At 62.8% G+C, this 14,994-nt stretch carries 12 protein-coding genes; 7 read left to right on the top strand and 5 right to left on the bottom strand.

Annotated elements, in window-relative coordinates; all coding sequences use genetic code 11:
- The first annotated feature begins 170 nt into the window (after positions 1-170).
- The 7 genes from QD280_RS12490 to glpQ all read left to right on the top strand — a co-directional run bounded on the left by QD280_RS12490 (position 171) and on the right by glpQ (position 8,667).
- The gene (locus tag QD280_RS12490; protein ID WP_225347531.1) at positions 171-836 is read left to right on the top strand and encodes an NAD(P)-binding oxidoreductase; all 666 of its coding nucleotides are present in this window, start codon (positions 171-173) and stop codon (positions 834-836) included.
- Positions 837-1,020: 184 nt separating this feature from the next.
- Positions 1,021-2,967 (top strand): exoribonuclease II, encoded by a 1,947-nt coding sequence (locus QD280_RS12495; RefSeq protein WP_279839468.1) that lies wholly within the window; start codon positions 1,021-1,023, stop codon positions 2,965-2,967.
- Between the two features lie 290 nt (positions 2,968-3,257).
- A complete protein-coding gene (locus QD280_RS12500; protein WP_279839470.1) occupies positions 3,258-3,635 on the top strand; it encodes a hypothetical protein in 378 nt (125 codons plus the stop codon).
- Positions 3,636-4,344: 709 nt separating this feature from the next.
- Positions 4,345-5,469: a glycosyltransferase family 1 protein gene (locus QD280_RS12505; protein WP_279839472.1), complete on the top strand. Its 1,125-nt coding sequence runs from the start codon at positions 4,345-4,347 to the stop codon at positions 5,467-5,469.
- Positions 5,462-6,304, top strand: coding sequence for a polysaccharide deacetylase family protein (locus QD280_RS12510; RefSeq protein ID WP_279839474.1), 843 nt, complete (start codon positions 5,462-5,464; stop codon positions 6,302-6,304). Before QD280_RS12505 ends, QD280_RS12510 begins: the two co-directional genes overlap by 8 nt.
- Before the next feature lie 63 nt (positions 6,305-6,367).
- Entirely contained in the window at positions 6,368-7,372 is a 1,005-nt protein-coding gene (locus tag QD280_RS12515) for a lysylphosphatidylglycerol synthase transmembrane domain-containing protein (RefSeq protein WP_043333997.1), read from the top strand.
- A gap of 134 nt (positions 7,373-7,506) precedes the next feature.
- A complete protein-coding gene (gene glpQ, locus QD280_RS12520) occupies positions 7,507-8,667 on the top strand; it encodes a glycerophosphodiester phosphodiesterase (RefSeq protein WP_279839477.1) in 1,161 nt (386 codons plus the stop codon).
- Positions 8,668-8,851: 184 nt separating this feature from the next.
- Here glpQ and QD280_RS12525 read toward each other — a convergent pair whose 3' ends face one another.
- The 5 genes from QD280_RS12525 to odhB all read right to left on the bottom strand — a co-directional run bounded on the left by QD280_RS12525 (position 8,852) and on the right by odhB (position 14,973).
- Positions 8,852-9,394 (bottom strand): DUF302 domain-containing protein, encoded by a 543-nt coding sequence (locus tag QD280_RS12525; protein ID WP_107335512.1) that lies wholly within the window; start codon positions 9,392-9,394, stop codon positions 8,852-8,854.
- Positions 9,395-9,692: 298 nt separating this feature from the next.
- On the bottom strand, positions 9,693-10,565 hold the full coding sequence (gene sucD / locus QD280_RS12530; RefSeq protein WP_043333998.1) for a succinate--CoA ligase subunit alpha: 873 nt from the start codon (positions 10,563-10,565) through the stop codon (positions 9,693-9,695).
- Entirely contained in the window at positions 10,565-11,731 is a 1,167-nt protein-coding gene (sucC, locus tag QD280_RS12535) for an ADP-forming succinate--CoA ligase subunit beta (RefSeq protein WP_043333999.1), read from the bottom strand. Before sucC ends, sucD begins: the two co-directional genes overlap by 1 nt.
- Before the next feature lie 108 nt (positions 11,732-11,839).
- Positions 11,840-13,279 carry a dihydrolipoyl dehydrogenase gene (lpdA, locus tag QD280_RS12540; protein WP_043334000.1) on the bottom strand — a complete coding sequence of 480 codons (1,440 nt, stop codon included), beginning with the start codon at positions 13,277-13,279 and terminating at the stop codon, positions 11,840-11,842.
- A gap of 113 nt (positions 13,280-13,392) precedes the next feature.
- Positions 13,393-14,973, bottom strand: coding sequence for a 2-oxoglutarate dehydrogenase complex dihydrolipoyllysine-residue succinyltransferase (gene odhB, locus QD280_RS12545; protein ID WP_153635094.1), 1,581 nt, complete (start codon positions 14,971-14,973; stop codon positions 13,393-13,395).
- Positions 14,974-14,994 lie beyond the last annotated feature (21 nt).

Genomic DNA, 14,994 nt, shown 5'->3' on the forward strand with positions numbered 1-14,994 from the left:
GACTTCATCCCGCGAGCGAGTCGCCGCGTAATGCTCGCCATCGAACAGCAGTCCCCTTGAAGTCTCAAGGCTCAGCCCGCAGACCTTGCTGTACCAGGAGAGGCGTGGCAGTGAGTGGCAATATCACTCGCCAGCCGCCTCGCCATTTGATTCGCGAAGGAGCAGACAGCATGCGCAAGACGCTCATCATCGGTGCCAACGGCAAGATCGGTCGTCAACTCTGCGAGAAGGCTCAGGCCGCCGGCGAACCCGTCGTGGCGATGATCCGCTCGACCGAGCAGCAGAGCTGGTTCCATGAACGCAGCATCCCGACGGTTCTGGGCGACCTGGAAGGCGAGATGCGCCAGGCCTTCTATGGCTGCGATCAGGCGGTGTTCGTCGCGGGCTCCGGCCCGAATACCGGCCCGGACAAGACATTGACCATCGACCTGCATGGTGCGATGCGCACCGCTGAGCTGGCTGCCGAATTCGGGCTGTCGCGCGTGATCCAGGTCAGCTCGATCCGCTCCGAGACGCCGCTGGCCGGCCCAGCGGCGATGCGCCCCTACTTCGCGGCCAAGAAGGCCGCTGACCTGTGCCTCGCCGAGAGCGGCCTGCGTCATGTCATCGTCAAGCCCGGCCGTCTCACCAACGAGAGCGGCAGCGGCAAGCTGACCCAGAACGCCGATGACTCCGACGAGATGCAGGTCTCGCGCGCCAATGTCGCCGAGTTCCTGCTTGGCTTGATCAAGGCCCGCGAGATCGGCGGCCGTCATCGCAAGGCGCCCATCTTCACCCTGTTCGACGGTGATACGCCGGTTTCGGGTCTGCTGAACGCCACGACGACCGCCGACTGAGTGCGCGCCCGAGCCTGTGGCAAAGTGCACCGGCAGGCCGCTTTCGCCAGGCTCGCCCACGCTTGACCTGCCACTCATCCACGCCTGCGCGCAACCCGCGCGGGCGTTGGGCCATCTGGTAGCTTTCCCCCCATGCTCCATGTCCGTATAGTGAGCCACTGACCCCGCCAACAGAACTTCCGAAATGCTGCAGAACAATTCGCTGCTGGCGCAGCTGAAAGATCAAATCCGCCAGGAAATTCCCCGTGTCACGGGGGTGATCAAAGGCACCGACAAGGGCTTCGGCTTCCTCGAATGCGAGGACGGCGAGTCTTACTTCGTGCCGCCACCCGCCATGAAGCAGGTACTGCACGGCGATACCGTCGAAGCGACCGTCAAGGTGGAAGGTGAGAAGAAGTCCGTACAGCCGGAAGTGCTGATTGAGACGGGTGTCGATCGCTTCGTCGCTCGTGTCGGCAAGCGTGATGGCCGCCTGAACGTGATGCCTGACCACCCCTCCATCAACACGCGCATGAAAGCGCGCGTGAAGCGTGGCATCAATGAGGAAGCCCTCAATGATGGCGACTGGGTCGTGGCACGTCTGCTGCGTCACCCGATGCGCAAGGACGACCGCAGCTTCTTCGCCCAGATCGAGGAAGTCATCGCCACCGTGGACAACCCGCGTGTGCCGTGGCGCGTCACCCTGGCGCGTCACGCGCTGGAACAGGCCTCTCCGGAGGGCGGCACTGACTGGCCGCTGCTCGAGGAAGGCCTGACTCGCGAAGACATGACCCACGTGCCCTTCTTCACCATCGATGGTGAGAAGACCCGTGACATGGATGACGCCCTGCACATCGTCGAGCGCCCGGAAGGCGGCTGGACCCTGAGCATCGCCATCGCGGACCCGACCGCCTACGTGCCGGAAGGCAGCCGTGTCGACGAAGAGGCGCGCACGCGCTCCTTCACCGTCTACCTGCCGAGCCAGAACGTCACCATGCTGCCGGAAATCCTGGCCGACGACCTGTGCTCGCTGAAGGAAGGTGAAGACCGTCCGACGCTGATGTGCATCGTCGACATCGATACCGATGGCGTGATCGGCGAGCCGAAGTTCTTCGCGGCCACCATGCGCTCCCACCACCGCCTGACCTACGACAACGTCTCCGACTGGATCGAAGGCCAGGAAGGCAGCTGGAAGCCGGAAACCGAAGAGCTGGCCGAAGGTCTGCGTCAGCTGGAAGCCTTCACCCAGGCGCGTATCGCCTGGCGTGCACGCAATTCCCAGATCTTCCGCGAGCGTCCGGACTTCGAGTTCGAGCTGGATGAGGAAGGCAACGTGCTCAACGTACGTGCCGACCACCGCCGCATCAGCAATCGCATGATCGAAGAATCCATGATCACCGCGAACCTGAGCTGCGCACGTCTGCTCTCCAAGCACATCGGTCACGGTATCTTCAACGTGCACCAGGGCTTCGCACCGGAGAAGTACGACGACACCATCGAGTTCCTGGCTGGTCAGAACATCACCGCCACGCCGGAACAGCTGGGCAGCCTGGAAGGCTACCGCCTGATCCGTCAGGAGCTGGACAGCCGCGAAGACACCTGGCTGGACGTGCGCATGCGTCGCTTCCAGGGTTACACCGTGATGTCCGCTCAGCCGGGACCGCACTTCGGCCTGGGGCTGGAAGCCTACGCGACCTGGACCTCGCCGATCCGCAAGTACGGCGACATGGTCAACCACCGCTTGATCAAGCGCGTGATTCTCGGCCAGGACGTGCCGGCGGAAGCCACCGAGCAGCTGACCGAGCACCTCAGCGAACGTCGTCGTCTCAACCGCATGGCCGAGCGCGATGTGAAGGACTGGCTCTACGTGCGCTACCTGACCAAGGCCGCCGAAGAACAGCAGGTCTTCACTGGCGAGATCATCGACATCCGTCGTGGCGGCATGCGTGTGCGTCTGGAAGAGAATGGCGCCAGCGTCTTCATTCCGGCACCGCTGATCCACAGCGATCGCAAGAAGGTCGCGATCGATGACAAGGAAGGCCGCGTGCGCATCGAAGACGAGCTGCGTTACTCACTGGGCGACATCATCAAGGTCTCCTTGACCGAAGCCCGTGAAGAGCGTCGTTCACTGGTAGGTCGTCCGGCCGAATAAGCCGCGACCCACCACTGCCGTATGTAACTGCCTTGTCATCACGGGCAATTGCCACGGCCATCTACGCCCCGGAGTGCTCTGCGCCCGGGGCGTTTTTCGTTCTTGTGCATTGCGTATACGGTGCGTGTACCAAGCGTGAGAAATTGTAATTTTGTGAAACAGAAGCTCACGCTATACTCCTCACATCGACACACGACATCTGCTTTCACTGCTGCAGCGTTACTGGATTGACCAAGCGCGAATGACTGAAGCCTGTCCCTGATGAAGTTCGTCCATGCGAGGACCCGGAAATGAAAACTCATCGCTCCACTGCAGCGACTTCACTGCGTCACCTGGCCGAGCATGCCGCCATCGTTCGTCACCCGGCCATGAGCTATGCCCGTGTCGACGCCGGAGCAGACAGCAGCTCAGGCAGAAGCTCGGATGGCAGCTCCACCTCTCCGGAGCGCCAGCGTGAGATTCAACGTGAAGCGATGGAACATGTCGCGATGCTGCTGGAACGTGATCGTCGCCGCACCCGCAACCGTCTGCTGCTGGCCGCCGGCCTGCTGCTGAGCCTTGTACTGCTCGCCAGCCAGCGCCCAGCCGAGCCGGAAGCCGCCTTCTCGCAGGAGCTTGGCCAGGCAATGCCCAGCGCCCTGCACCTGTCCCAGCATGGACTGGCGTGATGACGCCCGATCTCCCTCCATCAGGACAGATAACGATGCCAGGACCCCATGCAACACCAGGCACGGATGCCAGACATGACTGAGTCGATCCACTGCTAGACCCTGCAATGCCCGCTCCGGCGACCCTCCCCCCTGTCGCCCCCTGTATTCCTGTAGTGCACGCACTTGCCCTGTCCGGTGGCTCCGGACAGGGTCTTTTTTTGCCAGTCGTATGGCTTCTCTTGCGCAGCGCCAGGCAGAGGCCAGCTGACGCGCTCCCTGCTGGAGCACGCCAGCATGGCAAAACGTCTTTCTTCCCCCCTCGCAGTAAACCTGATGCCAGGAGCCTGATGCCAAGAGCTTGATGACAAATGTCCGAGAGCGGGAGCGCATCGCACCAACATTGTTCCCTGTTGTCACACAGACCAGTCATCTCCTGATGTAACGTCATTGCCAGCCGCAGTGTGGAACATCGCGTGGCGAGGCGTCTCGTCACGCGCGACACCGCATGTCATGCCTCGTGCCCTTGGTTTCACGTCGGGTTCCCCCCATGACTTGACCAGAGGCTCGTTCGTCATTGCCACTGGCTTGCTGGAATCTGCGTGCTCGATTGCGTCTTTCTCAAGCACCCGGGAGCACCCTGAAGCACGACAAGGCAGCCATGGCGGGCAGTGACGTCGGGATTCATCTTCATCGCGCACGACCGGTAAAGCGGTCTTGAGGAGTCCGTGTGCATATCGCTGACATGACCATGTTCCATGCCCCCTCCAGTGGCGGGGTCAGAACCTACCTGGAAGCCAAGCGACGACGTCTGCGGAAGCGGCCCGATGTTCGTCACAGCCTGCTGGTCCCCGGCGAGACCACCAGTGTCAGTGATGACCTCTACAGCGTGCCGGCTCCGCCCATTCCCTTCGGCAACGGCTATCGCTTCCCCCTGCGCCGGGGCGGCTGGGTCAGCACGCTGCTGGCACTGCAGCCGGATGTCATCGAGGCCGGCGACCCCTACGTCACGGCGTGGGCGGCACTCGATGCCGGTCGCAAGCTCGATGTCCCGGTGCTGGGCTTCTATCACTCGGACCTGCCACGCCTGATCACCAATCGCCTGGGCGAGTGGTCAGGGGCCAACGTCGATCGCTACGTCAAACGCCTCTATCGCCATTTCGATCGCGTGCTGGCCCCCAGCCAGGTGATGGCCGACCGGCTCGACCGGCTCGGCGTCGACAATGTCCATATCCAGCCACTGGGAGTCGATCTTTCCACCTTCCACCCTGACTGCCGCGATGAGAGCCTGCGCCGCGAGCTTGGCCTGGAAGACCACGTGCGCCTGCTGGCCTTCGCCGGCCGCGGGTCACGCGAGAAGAATCTGGATGAGCTGCTGGAGGCCGCTCGCCTGCTCGGCCCCGACTACCATCTGCTGTTGATCGGCTCGGGCATGCCGCGGCATCTGCCCGACAATGTCAGCGTGACCGGGCATTTCTGCAGCAGCACCGAAGTGGCGCGTCTGGTGGCCTCGGTGGATGTGCTGCTGCATGCCGGCACCCAGGAAACCTTCGGTCTGGTGGTACTGGAAGCCATGGCCTGCGGCACACCGGTGGTGGCGGCACGCGCCGGCGCACTGGCCGAGAATGTGCCACTGGGCTGCGGTCAGCTCTGCAACCCGCACTCGCCGCATGCCATGGCGCGTGCCGTGCAGGAAGTCTTCGCCAATGACCCCGCCGCACTGGGTCGCCAGGCGCGGCGGCATGTCGAGAAACACCATGCCTGGGACCGTGTCGTGGATGGTCTGCTCGGGCATTATCACGCGGTCACCGGGACTCGCATGCAACCGGTACTCGAGGAGGTGACCCATGGCTGAATCGCCGGCTGCCAAGCAGCACTTTCTGTTGGTCCTGCATGATGTCGCGCCCGAGACCTGGACCGACTACCGGGACTTCGTCGCCGAGGTGGATGCCCTCTGCCAGGCGCGCCTGAACCACCCCTGCCCGATCACCTGGCTGGTGGTGCCTGACTTCCATCATCGCAGCGCCCTGGAAGACGCTCCGGAATTCATCGCCCTGCTGGACTCTCGCCGCCAACAGGGGGACGAGCTTGCCCTGCATGGCTTCCATCACTGCGATGACGCGCCAGCCCCCCGCACCCCGCGCGATTACCTGATGCGCCGCGTACTGACCTGGGAGGGCGAGTTCTACCCCCTCGATGAGGCCGAAGCCAAACGACGCCTGCTGGAAGGCGCTGCACTCTTCAAGCGTCTCGGCTGGCCACTGGACGGCTTCGTGGCCCCTGCCTGGCTGATGAGTGACGGCACTCGCAAGGCGCTGAAGTCCCTCGACTTCCGCTACACCAGCGACCCCCAACATCTCTATCGACTGCCTGACTTCACGGTCATCGATGCGCCCGGACTCGTGTGGAGCGCACGCTCGGCGCCACGCCGCCTGATGTCGCAGTGGGTGACGCAGCGCAAGCTGAGCCGCGAGCAACAGGCGCCGGTGTTGCGTCTGGGCCTGCATCCGGTCGACATGCGCCATGCACGCTCGCGCCAGTATTGGCTGACGCTGGTCGAGCGCCTGCTCGATGAAGGGCGCCAGCCGATGACCAAGATCGGCTGGCTGACGCAGCAGGGGCTGCTCAGCCCCGCCACGTCTGACACGGCGCAACTGAACTCGCACCAGGCGGCCCACAGTGCTGCCTGATACCCACCTACCGGATGAGTCCCGTCGTATGGGCCTTGTGACAACCCGCTGCGGGAATCTGCCATGAATCGTGCCCTCTGGTTACTGGGTGCTGGCCTTGTGATGGTCATCGCGATACCGCTGGTGTTGGGTGGCAGCGGACTGGGTGGCCAGCTGCGCCAGTTCCCCCTCGACACCTTCCTGTTGATGCTGGGCATGATCGTGATGTGCTGGAACCTGAACGCCGGCCGGCTGCGTCTGCTGCTGGCTGGGCGTGGCGGTCATCTGGGGCAACGGCGCGCCGTCGGCATGGTGATGGCGACCGAATTCGCCATCAGCGCCACCCCCGGCGGCAGTGGCGGCCCGCTTACCCTGATGGGACTGCTGTCACGTCAGGGGGTGCGCCCGGCGCAGGCCACGGCGGTATTCGCGGTCGATCAGATCACCGACATGCTGTTCTTCCTCTCGGCGCTGGCCAGCATCGGGCTCTACGCCCTCTCGCATACCATCGACCTGCGCCTGGGGTGGATGCTGGCCGTGCCGGCGCTGTTGCTGATCATCGGCTTTGGCCTGCTGGCCGCGCTGGGCAAGCATCATCGGCGCCTGCTCAAGACCAGCGGACGCCTGCTGCGCTGGCTCAAGGTACGCCATCGCTCACGCGTCAAGCTGGCTCGCGGCCTGATCCACTTCCGCCATGCGTTGGTCGAGACGCTCGCCCTGCCGCGCCTGACGCTGAGTCTGATCTTCCTGCTCTGCTGTGCCCATTGGCTGCTGCGCTATTCGATCCTCTATCTGGCCGTGTCCGGCCTGGGACAGGACATTGACTGGAGCTGGACCTTCATCGTGCAGATGCTCTCTCTGGCAGCGGGCCAGCTGACGCTGCTGCCCGGCGGTGCCGGAGGCGCGGAGCTGTCCTCCACTGCCCTGCTCAGTCCGATGATCGGCGCCGCCAGTGCCGCGGCGGCCGTGGTGATCTGGCGAGCGGTGACCTTCTATTTCTACCTGATCGCCGGCGCCCCGGTGTTCTTCGTGATGGCGGGACGCAGCATGCTGGGAAGCTTGCTCAAGCGTCGCTCGGCGACCACATGACGGGGCGAGCGAGCATCGCTGCAGACATCATCATGAAAAACACTTGATCATCGCCATATGAATAAGACTTTGTTATGTTGGCAGGCGGCTTTATTGAACGGCCATACAATAACCACAGCTCAAGGTGATCTCACATGCCGCATCCTTCCCAGCGTCACCCGACTTCCGCCCGCATTCGCCGCCCACTGGCCATGATGGGCGTGGTCGGCTCGCTGCTGGCCACCTCGACCTCAGCGGCACTCGCTGATGACAGGCCCCTGCGCAGCATCGACCCCGGCCATGGCACCGACAAGGTCGTGGTCGCCCACCGGGGAGCCTCGGGCTACCTGCCGGAGCACACCCTGGCGGCCAAGGCGATGGCCTACGCCCAGGGCGCCGACTTCCTCGAGCAGGATGTGGTGATGAGCAAGGATGACCAGCTGGTGGTACTGCACGACCGCTTCCTGGACCGCGTGACCAATGTCGCCGAGGTCTTCCCCGAGCGTGCGCGTGATGATGGCCGCTACTACGCCATCGACTTCACGCTGGATGAGCTGCGCAAGCTGTCGTTCAGCGAGGGCTTCACCGTCAAGGATGGCGAGCAGGTCGCCGACTACCCTGAGCGCTTTCCGCTGGGCAAGTCGCACTTCGGCCTGCACACCCTGAGTGAAGAGATCGAGATGATTCAGGGCCTGAATCACTCCACCGGACGTGATGTCGGCCTGTATGTGGAGATCAAGGCGCCCTGGTTCCACCAGTCGGAAGGCAAGCAGGTCTCGCGAGCCGTGCTCGAGACCCTCAAGCACTACGGCTACGTCGCGCACGATGACAATGCCGTCGTGCAGGTCTTCGATCCCAATGGCCTCAAGCGCATCCACGACACGCTGCAGCCCGAAATGAAGATGGACCTGCGTCTGGTGCAGCTGATGGGCGAGACCAGCTGGGACATGACCTTCCAGCCGGATGCGGCTGGCAAGCTTGAGCCCTACGACTATGACTGGATGTATCAGGAGGGCGGCATGCAGCGCATCGCCACCTACGCCGATGGCATCGGGCCGTGGAAGCCGATGGTGATCGAGGACAGCTCGACCCGGGACGACATCAAGGTCACACCAATGGTCGAGGAAGCCCATGCGCAGGGCCTGATCGTGATGCCCTACACCTTCCGCCTCGATGAAGGCCGCATCCCGGACTGGGCCAGCGATTACGACGACATGCTGCGCGCCTTCTTCGTCGACGCCAAGGTCGATGGCGTCTTCACTGACTACCCGGACCGCGCCGTACAGTGGCTGAAGCAGCACGGTGAGGCTCTGTAAGAGCTCTACGAGCAGCCCTGCAAGCTCCCCTATAACACAAGTCAATCCCTGGCAGGGGAACATCAAAAAGCCGGACTCCGTGAGGAGTCCGGCTTTCTCGTCCTGCTTGTTTCTCGTCCTGGCTGATCGTCAGCGCTCGCTGTCAGTTCACGATATCAGCATCGACACGTGATGAGCGCTGCCTTCATTGACCCGCCGCTTCGGCGGCCAGCCCCTTGAGCAGCCCCGCGATCTTGTCCAGCGGCAGCTTGCAGTCGCCCAGATCATGACGATTGGCCATGTACTGCGGGTCATTCCACTCGATCACGCTGCCGCCCTCCACGGCGCGAATCAGCATCTTCTGCGGCAGGTCCAGGGCGGCCGCCCCGTTGCACTGCATCAACAGGGTGCCCACCTTGGGATTGCCGAAGATGACGGTATGCGTCGCGGGCAGCTCCATGCCGACCTTCTCGGCACCCGCCTCATGATCGATGACGCTGAACAGCGTCAGCCCCTTGGCCTTGAGCGCCGTCTCGAGACGCGCCTGGACGCTGGCGACATCATCACGACTGGTCACCGACTCGATGCCCTTGGCAGGCACCTGCATGCTCGCTGAAGCTTCAGGGGCGGAGGCTGCCGCCGCGCCGGAATCTGCACTGGCAGACAGCGGCATGCCAGCAGCCAACGGCAGGGACAGCAGCGCCAGCAGGCGCGCAGAACGCGTAAGGGCGGGGAATGACTTGAGCATGGAACATCCTTATCAGTGAGTCGTGTTGCGCCGTGGGGCATCTGCACGTGTCGCTTGGTCAGGTGCCAATGAACAGTCATCAGATTAGCAACTGCTTGATATGAACGCACCTGCCCCGCCTGCATCAGCCGAAACACCTCTCCCCTCGCCTACGCCAACGGCCGCAGGTAGACCCGCCGGCATGCACTAGAGAGAGACTGGTGAGGGGTAGAAACGAAAAAAGGGCAGGCCCTGTGGGCCTGCCCTTTCGGTGACATGCGATCCGCTTGACGCCGATCGCTGTCAGGAGATCAATGGCTTACCAGCCAGTGACTTCCTTGATGGCATCGCCGATCTGCGCGAGTGAACGCACAGTCTTGACGCCAGCTGCTTCCAGAGCCGCGAACTTCTCGTCGGCAGTACCCTTGCCGCCGGAGATGATGGCGCCTGCATGGCCCATGCGCTTGCCCGGAGGCGCAGTCACACCAGCGATGTAGGAGACGACCGGCTTGGTGACGTTCGCCTTGATGTAGGCAGCAGCTTCTTCTTCAGCAGAACCGCCGATCTCGCCGATCATGACGATGGCTTCGGTCTTCGGGTCCTTCTCGAACATCTCGAGGATGTCGATGAAGTTGGAACCCGGGATCGGATCGCCGCCGATGCCGACACAGCTGGACTGACCGAAACCGTGGTCAGTGGTCTGCTTGACGGCTTCGTAGGTCAGGGTGCCGGAACGAGACACGATACCGACCTTGCCCGGCTGGTGGATGTGACCCGGCATGATACCGATCTTGCACTCACCCGGAGTGATGACACCCGGGCAGTTCGGACCGATGACGCGCGCGCCCAGCTCGTCGCACTTGACCTTGACTTCCAGCATGTCGAGAGTCGGCACGCCTTCGGTGATGCAGACGATCAGCTTGATGCCTGCATTGGCCGCTTCAAGGATGGAATCCTTGCAGAACGGTGCCGGCACGTAGATGACGGACGCTTCAGCGCCAGTCTCGGCAACGGCTTCGGCGACGGTGTTGAACACCGGCAGGCCCAGGTGAGTCTGACCACCCTTGCCCGGCGTCACGCCACCGACCATCTTGGTGCCGTAGGCGATGGCTTGTTCAGAGTGGAAGGTACCCTGGCCGCCAGTGAAGCCCTGGCAGATCACCTTGGTGTTCTTGTCGATCAAAATGCTCATTACTTGCCCTCCGCAGCTTTGACAACCTGCTGCGCCGCGTCAGTCAGGCTGGTAGCAGCGATGATGTTCAGACCGCTTTCGGCCAGCTTCTTGGCGCCGAGTTCAGCGTTGTTACCTTCCAGACGCACCACGACCGGCACGTTGACACCGACCTGCTCGACGGCACCGATGATGCCTTCGGCGATCATGTCACAACGCACGATGCCGCCGAAGATGTTCACCAGAACAGCTTTGACGTTGTCGTCGGACAGGATGATCTTGAATGCTTCTGCAACGCGTTCCTTGGTAGCACCGCCACCCACGTCGAGGAAGTTGGCCGGCTTGCCGCCAGACAGGTTGACGATGTCCATGGTGCCCATCGCCAGGCCTGCGCCGTTGACCATGCAGCCGATGTTGCCGTCGAGGGCAACGTAGTTCAGTTCGAACTTGGCAGCATGCGCTTCACGCTCGTCTTCCTGAGACGGATCGTGCATCGCCTGCAGGTCCGGGTGACGGTAGACGGCGTTGGCGTCGATGTTGATCTTGCCGTCGAGGCAGTGGAGGTTGCCTTCGTCGGTGATGACCAGCGGGTTGATTTCCAGCAGCGCGAAATCCTTGTCGGCGAACATCTTCGCCAGACCCAGGAAGATCTTGGTGAACTGCTTGATCTGGGTCGGGTTCAGACCCAGCTTGAAGGCCAGTTCACGCGCCTGGTACGGCTGTGCGCCGACCAGCGGATCGATCTCGGCTTTCAGGATCTTTTCCGGCGTCTCTTCAGCAACCTTCTCGATTTCCACGCCGCCTTCGGTGGAAGCCATGAAGACGATGCGACGAGTGGTGCGGTCAACGACGGCGCCCAGGTACAGCTCTTCGGCGATGTCGGTGCAGTTCTCGACGAGAATCTTGGTGACCGGCTGACCGTTTTCGTCAGTCTGGTAGGTCACCAGGTTCTTGCCCAGCCACTGGGTCGCGAAGTCGGAAGCGGCTTGTGCGCTGTCGACCAGCTTGACGCCGCCAGCCTTGCCGCGGCCACCTGCGTGGACCTGTGCCTTGACGACCCACTTGTCGCCGCCAATCTTCTTGCACGCTTCAGCAGCGTCTTCCGGGGTGTCAACGGCAAAGCCCTTGGACACCGGCAGGCCATAGTCGGCAAAAAGTTGTTTTGCCTGATATTCGTGAAGGTTCATCGTGTCATGCCATTGGTTGCATTAGACTCGAACGGCAGTCGCAAGATGCCACTGCCACCGTTCGCCCCGGCCTGGCCGGGGCGACGCGCCTCTTGTTCGGAAGGACGCTTACTTGCGCTTCTTGCGGTTTGCGATGTGAATCGCATGCCCGTCAACGGCCAGCGCGGCTTCGTGCACGGCTTCCGACAGTGTCGGGTGAGCCGTGCAGATCAGTGCGAGGTCTTCGGCGCTTGCGCCGAACTCGAGGGCAGTCACACCCTGTGCGATCAGCTCACCGGCATGCTGGCCGATGATGTGAACGCCCAGGACGCGATCAGTCTCAGCGTCGGCAATGATCTTGGCCAGACCTTCAGTGGCATTGTTGGCCATGGCACGACCGCTTGCCGCGAACGGGAAGCTGCCGGTCTTGACTTCGATGCCTTCGGACTTGGCTTGCTGCTCGGTCTTGCCGACCCACGCCACTTCCGGGAAGGTGTAGATGATGCTCGGGATGGCGTCGTAGTTCATCTCGGCCTTGTGGCCGGCGATGATGTCGGCAACCATCACGCCCTCTTCAGAGGCCTTGTGCGCCAGCATCGGGCCACGCACCACGTCGCCGATGGCGTAGACGCCCGGCACGCTGGTCGCGCACTGGTCGTCGACGTGGATGAAGCCACGCTCGTCCAGATTGATGCCGACATCGCTGTCGAGCAGGCTCTGGGTGTACGGACGACGGCCGACCGCGACGATGATCTTGTCGAAGGTCTGTTCCTGTTCGCCGTTGGCGTCGGTGTACTTGACGACGACTTCACTGTCCTTGATGTCGGAACCGGTCACACGGGCGCCGAGCTTGATGTCCAGACCCTGCTTCTTGAGCAGCTTCTGGGCTTCCTTGGCGACGGCCGCATCGACCATCGGCAGGAAGCTGTCGACCGCTTCCAGCACGGTGACTTCAGAACCGCAACGGCTCCACACGCTACCGAGCTCGAGACCGATGACACCGGCACCGATGACACCCAGACGCTTCGGCGCTTCGTCGAACTCGAGCGCGCCGGTGGAATCGACGATCAGACCTTCGGTCAGCGGCGTGGGCGGAATCTCGACCGGCACGGAACCGGACGCGATGACGATGTTCTCGGCTTCGTAGGTCGCCTTGCCACCGTCGTGATCGGTCACTTCGACCTGCTTGTTCGGCAGCACCTTGCCGGTACCTTCCAGCGCGGTGACACCGTTGGCCTTGAACAGACCGGAGATACCGCCGGTCAGGTTCTTCACGATCTGCGCCTTGCGCTCGATCATCTTGGCCACGTCGATCTCGACGCCGTCGGCCTTGATGCCCAGTTCGGCGAATTCATCACGCGCTTCGACGTACTTGTGCGAGGTTTCCAGCAATGCCTTGGACGGAATGCAGCCGACGTTCAGGCAGGTACCGCCGTGAACGACCTTGCCTTCCTTGTTGACCCACTTCTCGACGCAGGCGGTCTTCAGACCCAGCTGAGCAGCGCGGATAGCGGCAACATAGCCACCAGGGCCAGCGCCAATGACGATCACATCAAATTTATCGGCCATGTCTCTTCCTGTTGGTGCAGTTCGATTCGGGTTGGCAACCCGGCGAGTGTCAGTGCCACCCGCCGGGGCCGCTCACGCCCTCGAGATCCTCAAGGACGTGAGACATTGCGGTCTCAGACGTCGAGCAGGAAACGAGCCGGATCTTCCAGCAGGTCCTTGATGGCGACGAGGAACTGGACTGCATCCTTGCCATCGATCATGCGGTGATCGTAGGACAGTGCCAGATACATCATCGGACGGATGACGACCTGACCGTTCACGGCCATCGGACGCTCCTGGATCTTGTGCATGCCCAGGATGGCGGTCTGCGGCGGATTCAGGATCGGGGTGGACATCAGGGAACCGAAGATGCCGCCGTTGGTGATCGTGAAGGTACCGCCCTGCATCTCATCGATGCCCAGCTTGCCGGCGCGGGCACGCTGACCGAAGTCCACGATGGTCTTTTCGACATCGGCGAGCTTCATGGTGTCGGTATCACGCAGCACCGGCACGACCAGACCGCGGTCGGAAGACACGGCAACACCGATGTCCTGGTAACCGTGGTAGACGATGTCGGTGCCGTCGATGGAGGCATTGACGTCCGGGAAGCGCTTGAGCGCTTCGGTGGCCGCCTTGACGAAGAAGCCCATGAAGCCGAGCTTGGTGTCGTGCACCTTCTGGAAGGTGTCCTTGTACTGCTTGCGCAGTTCCATCACCGCGCTCATGTCCACTTCGTTGTAAGTGGTGAGCATGGCGGCGGTCTGCTGGGCATTGACCAGACGCTTGGCGATGGTCTGACGCATGCGGCTCATCGGCACGCGCTTCTCGGGACGCTCGCCCTCGAAGGTCGGTGCAGATTTCGGCGCGGCCTTGGCATCGGACTTGGAAGCGCCGGACTTGGCAGCCGGCTTGGCAGCGGACTTGGCCGCAGTGCCTTCCTTGACGGCCTTGGCCACGTCTTCCTTCAGCACGCGACCGCCCTTGCCGGTACCGACCAGCTTGCTGACGTCCAGATCGTGCTCGGCCACCATCTTGCGTGCTGCCGGGGCGAGGATCTTGTCGCCGACCTTCTCGTCCTGACCTTCGTCAGAGCCGGACTTGTCGTCGCTTGCCTCAGCGGCCGGCGCGGCGCCACCGGAAGCACCAGCACTGAACAGTGCCAGCACGGCTTCGGTCTCGCAGGTATCGCCTTCCTCGACCTTGATCTCGCTCAGGGCGCCGTCGGCCGGAGCCACGACTTCCAGCACGACCTTGTCGGTCTCGATCTCGACGATCAGCTCGTCGCGCTCGCAGGCTTCACCGACCTTCTTGTGCCAGGTGGCGACGGTGCCTTCGGCAACGGATTCCGGGAAGCTCGGCGCCTTGACTTCCAGCGTCTTGCCTTCGCCACCGGCGGCCGGCTTGCTCTCGGCCTTGGCGTCGTCCTTGCTCTCTTCAGCGGCGGAGTCGTCCTTGGCGTCAGAAGACGCAGCGGCGTCTGCGTCACCGATGGAGCCCAGCACTTGCTCGGACTCGCAGGTGTCGCCTTCCTGAACCTTGATCTCGCCCAGGGTGCCGTCCTGCGGTGCGACGACTTCCAGCACGACCTTGTCGGTCTCGATCTCGACGATCAGCTCGTCACGCTCGACGCTGTCGCCGGGCTGCTTGTGCCAGGTCGCCACAGTGCCTTCGGCGACGGATTCCGGAAAAGACGGCGCTTTGATATCGATAGCCATTGGAGTTCCTTAACTCAATTC

Source organism: Cobetia sp. 1AS1 (assembly GCF_029846435.1).
Classification (GTDB): domain Bacteria; phylum Pseudomonadota; class Gammaproteobacteria; order Pseudomonadales; family Halomonadaceae; genus Cobetia; species Cobetia amphilecti.